The sequence below is a fragment of the Kribbella sp. NPDC049584 genome (assembly GCF_040675555.1).
Taxonomy (GTDB): domain Bacteria; phylum Actinomycetota; class Actinomycetes; order Propionibacteriales; family Kribbellaceae; genus Kribbella.
Genome location: NZ_JBFAPF010000013.1, coordinates 271,213 through 277,646, shown reverse-complemented (window position 1 = coordinate 277,646; position 6,434 = coordinate 271,213). Strand labels below are relative to the sequence as shown.

Here is a 6,434-nt window from a genome sequence, read left to right as displayed (position 1 = left end):
GGCTGCACCACTACAACCACCACCGACCCCACACCGCGATCGGCAAAGTCCCACCCATCACCCGCTTAACTAACCTGCCTGGTCAGTACAGCTAGCTAGCGCCGGGTGCTGATGGTGCCGACCATCCACAGGTGGCCGCCGGTGGCGCATTCCCGGCCTGTCCAGGTGTTCTGGAATCTGTCTGCGGCTCCGCCGCCGATGCTGAGTGGTACGCCGGATCGCGCGACCACCTTGCCGATGGCGTCGAGGATCTCGAAAGATTGCGAGTCTCCGCGGACGGTGTACCCGCGGGGCCATACGAGAGTCACCATGGACTGGCCCGCCTGCGCTCGAACGCAGCCGTTCGCGTCGGCGGTCAGGGTGCCTACGAGGAGCGCCTCCATGCCGCTAGGACCAGCGACGTCGGACGTGACGATCCGAGGTGGGACAGCTGCTGCCGACGGCCCACTTGCTGTCGGCGGGTGTTCGGCGCCGGGGTGGACGGCCCACGTCGTACCCGCGATCACCACGGCGGCGGCGAGCGTCGTACCGCCCATCGTGAGGCGTCGGGTTCGGGTGCGGCGGTGTCGGATGCGGTCGGCGACGGCGTCCTCCGCTAGGTCGACGGCGTCGCTTCCCTCGGCGGCTGTGGCTCGGAGTAGGGCTTGTAGGTCTGTCATGGCGTGCTCTCCTCGGTGACGCCGAGTTGCGTGGCGAGCTTTGCTCTTGCGTCGGCCAGGTGACGCTTCACGGTGCCTTCGGCGCAGCCGAGTTCGTCCGCGATTTCGGTGACCGGCAGGTCTTCGTAGTAGCGCAGTACGACGCATGCCCGCTGCTTCGGTGACAGGGTCGCCAGCGCCCGGCGTACCTCGTCGGCCACCGCCAGGCGGTCGTCGTCGTGGTGTTGGAGGTCGACCAGCAGGTGACGGGTCGCGTTCCAGCGCCTGAGTCGGCGGCGGCTGTCGATGTACTGGTTGAGCATCGCGCGCCGCACGTACGCCTCGAGTTCGTTGACGTCCCCACCGATCCGCCGCCGACTGAACACCCGCGTGAGCGCTTCCTGGACCAGATCGCCGGCTGTAGTCGCGTCGCCGGTCAGCAGATAGGCATAGCTCCGAAGCGCACCACCCCGCGAAGCCACCAACGCCCGAAACGCAGGCTCCCAGTCAGCCACCACCCCACCCCCTCTCACCCACCCAGACGAACAACCCACCCACGACGTTGGGGGGCTAGCCGAACAATTCTCAGCCCGGTCCTCAGCAGACTGTCCTTCTGTTGGTTGCGCGCGGGGGCTGGCTGGGGTCGCGGATTGTGGTTCTGCAAGTAGTCTGACGGCGTGGGTATGGTGATGGCGGTGTCGTTCGAGCGGTACGGGCGGCTTTATTACCTGGACCCGGGTGAGTTTCGGCCCCGGGTGGGGGACAAGGTGCTCGTGCCTACTGACGACGGGCCTGAAGTGGCTGAGTGCGTGTGGGCGCCGCAGTACGTCACCGAGGAGATTGGTGGGCTGCCGCTGTGCGAGGGCATCGCCACCGCGAAGGACCTGGATCGCGACGAGCAGAACCGGCAGCGGCGGGCTGATGCGCGGGTGATTGCGAAGCGGACGATCCGGCAGCACGGGTTGCCGATGAAGGTGGTCGGGATCGATTTCGTCGACCGGCGGCCGGATGTCGACCAGTTGGTGATCGTGTACTTCTCGGCGCCGCACCGGGTGGATTTCCGCGAGCTCGTACGGGACCTGGCGCGGGCGCTCAGGGCGCGGATCGAGCTGCGGCAGGTCGGTGCCCGCGACGAGGCGCGGTTGCAGGGCGGGATCGGGCCGTGTGGGCGGGACCTGTGCTGCGCGACGTTCCTGAAGGATTTCGAGCCGGTCAGCGTGCGGATGGCGAAGGACCAGGACCTCCCGCTGAACCCGCTGAAGATCTCCGGTGCGTGCGGCCGGCTGATGTGCTGCCTGAAGTACGAGCACCCGCTCTACCAGGAGTTCAACGCGAAGGCCCCGGCCCTCGGGACCGCGGTGGAGACCCCCGCGGGTGATGGAGTGGTGGTCGGGCACAACGTGCCGAGCGACACCGTGGTCGTCCGGCTGGCAGCCTCGGGCCGGCGCTGCGCCTGCAGTCGCGCGGACGTGTGCTCGCCGCGGCAGCAGTACGAAGCATCCAGTACGACGACCCCGGACGCCGCCCCGATCGAACCAGTCGGTACGCCGGAAGCCTCGCCCCAGACGGATACCGCACCCCGAACGAACGCGACGCTCCGAAAGGACGCGCCCCGAAGGGATGCCGAGCCCCAGAAGGACCCGGCGCCCGCCGAGGACGTCGTACCGGGAGAGCATGAGGACGAGACCCGCGAGGAGCGGCGGGTCCGGAAACCGCGCCGGCGCCGCCGCCTGCACCATGACGACGAGGGAGAAACCGGGCAGTGAGATTCCGCAGGTCGACCGTACTGGTGGCAACTCTTGCGGTCCTGGCGAGCGGATGCGGGGTGGCCAGTCGCGCGCAGAACGCGGGTAGCGGCACCGAGGTGCCCGGTATCGGCAGCAACCCGCCGAGTGCACCTGTGGGCCCGATCCCCGCCGGGCTGGAGAAGTTCTACCAGCAGAAGCCCGACTGGGAACGCTGCGGCTCCAACCAGCAGTGCGCGACCATCCTGGTCCCGCTCGACTACAGCCAGCCGGCCGGTCAGACCATCGAGCTGCGGGCGCGGAAGGTGCTGGCCCGGGACCGCGGCGGTCGGCTCGGCACGCTGTTCATCAACCCGGGCGGTCCGGGCGCCTCGGGGCAGGAGTTCGCCGGGCAGGCACCGCTGCTGTTCGGCGCCTCGCTGCTGCGGAAATTCGACATCATCGGCTGGGACCCGCGCGGCGTCGGGGAGTCCACGCCGGTCAAATGCCTGGACACCGAGCAGCTGGACACGATGATCGCCGCCGACGGCAGCCCGGACAACGCGGCCGAGATCGCGGACCTCGACAAGGAGGCGAAGACCTTCGCCGCCGCTTGTGAAACACGTTCGGGCCGGCTCCTGCCGCACGTGTCGACCAAGGACGCCGCCCGCGACATCGACGTACTCCGTGGCATCGTCGGCGACCCCCAGCTGTACTACCTGGGGATGTCGTACGGCACGTACCTCGGAGCGACGTACGCCGAGCTGTTCCCGAAGAACGTCGGCCGGATGGTGCTGGACGGCGCGGTCGACCCGTCGATCACCAACGAGCAGATGGGGATCGCGCAGGCGAAGGGCTTCGACAAGGCGCTGGACGCGTTCGCGGAGGACTGCGCGCAGCGGTCCTGCAAGCTCGGCAGCAGCAAGACCGAGGTGCTCGCGAAGGTCGATCAGCTGATCAAGGACAGCGACGCGAATCCGCTGCCCGGCGACGGGGACCGCAAGGTCACGCAGGCCCTGGTCATCCTCGGCCTGATCTACCCGCTGTACCTGAAGGACTTCTGGCCGCGGCTCGAGGACGCCGTCGCCGACGGGCTCGCCGGGAACGGCGCCCGCCTGCTCGCGCTCGCCGACGAGTACACGGACCGTCAGAAGAGCGGGTACGCCGACAACTCGAACGAGGTCAACATCGCGATCAACTGCCTCGATCACCCCGATTTCACCTCGATCGCGCAGATCGAGGCGAACCTGCCGGCGTACAAGACGGCGTCACCGCGGTTCGGCGAGTTCCTCGCGTGGTCGTCGGTGTCGTGCGCGAACTGGCCGGTGAAGCCGGTCAACCAGCCGCACAAGATCAAGGCGGCCGGCGCGAAACCGATCATGGTCGTCGGTACGACGCGCGACCCGGCCACGCCGTACGAGTGGGCCGTCGGGCTGGCACACCAGCTGGAAAGCGGTGTTTTGGTCACGCGCGACGGCGACGGGCACACGGCGTACCTCTCGGGGAACGCGTGTGTGAAGAACGTCGTCGAGAGCTACCTGGTGCAGGGCAACACCCCGGCCACCGACATCAAGTGTTAGTTGGGGCGGGTGTCGCCCGGTGCGACCGGCAGTTTGAGGGTGTCGGTCGCATGCTCGAGTACGGCGCGGAGGCCTGCCTCGTCCTGCGGGCGGCCCCCGACGGTGATCTCCACGGCTGACGTCTTGCCGCCGTCGAGCGAAATCCAGCGTGAGAGGCCCATCCGTGGCCCGCGGGCCTGGTCGGTGTACGTGTAGACCAGCGTGCCGTTGTCGCGGCTGAGCACCTTCAGGTTGCGCTCGTCGATGCTGTGCTCGCGACCCGCGACCAGCTGATCCGGCGTCTGCTTGCTGCCGCGCGTGTCGAACCGGACCTGCCAGACGCCGGTCGGGTCGAGGAACTTCGGCCGGGTGCCGGCCTGGGCGCTCTTCCAGCCGGCCGGGACCTCTGCCGACACCGGGTCGTCGTCGGTGCCGAAGTCCTGCACGACGTAGTGCAGCGAGCCCGGCTCGAGACAACCGGCACAGGTCGGAGTTTTGGGTGGGGCCGAGCTCACGATCCCCACCGAGGTCCTGTTGTCGGTGGCGAACGGATTGCCGCCGTTGATGGCGAGCACCGCGCCGAACACGGCTACGCCGACGGTCATTCCCGCCAGCGTCATCAGCAGCGCCTGGTGCCTGGGCGTGAGCATCCCGACCTCGCTTCCCTCTCTCCCGGCCGATTATCGCTGACGAGAGGGGCGTCACCGCAAACCCGCGCGTACGCTGGCACGTCGTGGAGATGTCCGAACCCGCGTTCCAGCAGGCGTTGCAGCGCTACGACAACGGTACGGCGGAGCGCGCCGACTTGAAACTGCTCACCAAGGAACTGCTGAAAATCCTGGTGGCAAAGGCGCCAGGTCACGCCGTCGAGGTGCGCGTCCCGCCGTACGGCGCGGTGCAATGCATCGAAGGTCCGCGACACACCCGCGGTACGCCGGGCGCCGTGATCGAACTCCCGCCGGACCTGTGGATCGACGTCGCACTGGGCCGCACGACCTGGGCCGAAGCCCGATTGACCGGCAGACTTCGCGCCAGCGGCGAGCGCACGGACCTGACCGGCCTGCTACCTCTGGTCCGGGCGTGAGATTGACGCCCTGGGCAACCAATCGGTGCCACGCCACGACGCTCGGAGGGTCGCGGCCGGAAGATTCGACGGTGATCGAAAGGGTGACCGGAAACCAGGTTCGTTCCTACCGGTAGGACCTGTCACTATGTTGCGGTGGCAGCAAGTCTCCGCACGCGACTGGCCCGGTTGCGTGTCGATCTGACCCCGTGGCGTGGTTCCCGTGACTTCCGCATCCTGCTGGTCTCGGGATCGGTGTTCTTCCTCGGCGGAATGGTCGGGTACGTCGCTCTGCCGTACCAGCTGTACCAACTCACCGGGTCGAACTTCGCCGTCGGCGCGATGGGCCTGGTCACGATCGCCCCACTCGTCGTCTTCGGCCTGTACGGCGGTGCGCTGGCCGACCACGTCGAACGGCGGAAACTGCTCGTCGGCACCGGGATCGCCCAGGTCGTGATCTCCGCGCTGATGGTCACCAACACCCTGCTGGCCCATCCGCAGATCTGGCTGATCTACGTGTGCGGCGCGTTGAACGCCATCGCCTCCTCACTGCAGCGGCCCTCCCGGGAGGCGCTCCTGCCGCGTGTGGTCCGTCACCAGGAGATCCCGGCGGCGGTCGCGCTGAGCTCGCTGACCGCTCAGGTCGGCCAGCTCGCCGGTCCGGCGCTGGGTGGTGTACTGGTCGGCTCTGTGGGCGTGACCTGGGCGTTTGCCGTCGAGCTGACCGGGATCGTGTTCGCGACGTTGCTCTACACCCGGCTCGGCTCGTACAAGGCGGGCGACCACACCACCGCGCCGAGTCTGCGGGCGATCGGCGGCGGGATCATGTACGCGTACCGCCGCAAGGACCTGCTGGCGACGTACCTGGTGGACATGGTGGGGATGTTCCTGGCGATGCCGATCGTGCTGTTCCCGGCCTTCGCGACGGACGTACTGAAGGAGCCGAAACTGCTCGGTCTCCTGTACAGCGCCGAGGCGATCGGCGCGATGTGCGCGAGCCTGACCAGCGGCTGGGCGAAACACGTCCATCACCAGGGCCGGGCGGTGGTGCTGGCCACGATCGGCTGGGGCGCCTCGGTCGGCATCGCCGGGCTGGCGCCGAACATCTGGTTCGCGATCGGGTTCTTCGCCCTGGCCGGGGCGGCCGACATGGTCTCGGTGCTGTTCCGCTCGGTGATCTGGAACCAGACGATCCCCGACGAGATGCGCGGCCGGCTGGCCGGGATCGAAATGCTCGGATACTCCCTCGGCCCGCTCGGCGGCCAGGCGCGTTCCGGTCTCGTCGCCGACCTCACCAGCGTCCGTACTGCGATCGTCAGCGGCGGTGCTCTGTGTGTCATCGGAGTGGTCGGCACCGCTGCCTGGCTGCGCGAGTTCTGGCGGTACGACGCCCGCACAGACGAACACGCCGTCCGCGAAAGGGACCTCCGAGCGGCCCGTTAGGCTTCGA

7 protein-coding genes are annotated in these 6,434 nt (G+C 68.4%); 4 read left to right on the top strand and 3 right to left on the bottom strand.

The annotated features are described in order from the left end of the window. Window positions 1–95 precede the first annotated feature (95 nt). The gene (locus AB0J62_RS35545) at window positions 96–659 is read right to left on the bottom strand and encodes a hypothetical protein (RefSeq protein WP_363881012.1); all 564 of its coding nucleotides are present in this window, start codon (window positions 657–659) and stop codon (window positions 96–98) included. After that, entirely contained in the window at window positions 656–1,153 is a 498-nt protein-coding gene (locus AB0J62_RS35540) for a SigE family RNA polymerase sigma factor (protein ID WP_363881009.1), read from the bottom strand. Before AB0J62_RS35540 ends, AB0J62_RS35545 begins: the two co-directional genes overlap by 4 nt. Before the next feature lie 168 nt (window positions 1,154–1,321). On the opposite strand from AB0J62_RS35540, the gene ricT reads away from it, so the two are divergent. Both ricT and AB0J62_RS35530 read left to right on the top strand, forming a co-directional pair. Continuing rightward, window positions 1,322–2,404: a regulatory iron-sulfur-containing complex subunit RicT gene (gene ricT, locus AB0J62_RS35535; protein WP_363881035.1), complete on the top strand. Its 1,083-nt coding sequence runs from the start codon at window positions 1,322–1,324 to the stop codon at window positions 2,402–2,404. After that, window positions 2,401–3,942, top strand: a complete 1,542-nt coding sequence (locus tag AB0J62_RS35530) for an alpha/beta hydrolase (protein ID WP_363881006.1) — start codon at window positions 2,401–2,403, stop codon at window positions 3,940–3,942. Before ricT ends, AB0J62_RS35530 begins: the two co-directional genes overlap by 4 nt. Here AB0J62_RS35530 and AB0J62_RS35525 read toward each other — a convergent pair. Continuing rightward, window positions 3,939–4,571, bottom strand: a complete 633-nt coding sequence (locus tag AB0J62_RS35525) for a hypothetical protein (RefSeq protein ID WP_363881003.1) — start codon at window positions 4,569–4,571, stop codon at window positions 3,939–3,941. The genes AB0J62_RS35530 and AB0J62_RS35525 overlap by 4 nt on opposite strands. 89 nt (window positions 4,572–4,660) lie before the next feature. Here AB0J62_RS35525 and AB0J62_RS35520 point away from each other — a divergent pair, with 89 nt between their 5' ends. Then, window positions 4,661–5,005 carry a sterol carrier family protein gene (locus AB0J62_RS35520; protein WP_363881032.1) on the top strand — a complete coding sequence of 115 codons (345 nt, stop codon included), beginning with the start codon at window positions 4,661–4,663 and terminating at the stop codon, window positions 5,003–5,005. 135 nt (window positions 5,006–5,140) lie between these two features. Further along, window positions 5,141–6,427 (top strand): MFS transporter, encoded by a 1,287-nt coding sequence (locus AB0J62_RS35515; protein WP_363881000.1) that lies wholly within the window; start codon window positions 5,141–5,143, stop codon window positions 6,425–6,427. Window positions 6,428–6,434 lie beyond the last annotated feature (7 nt).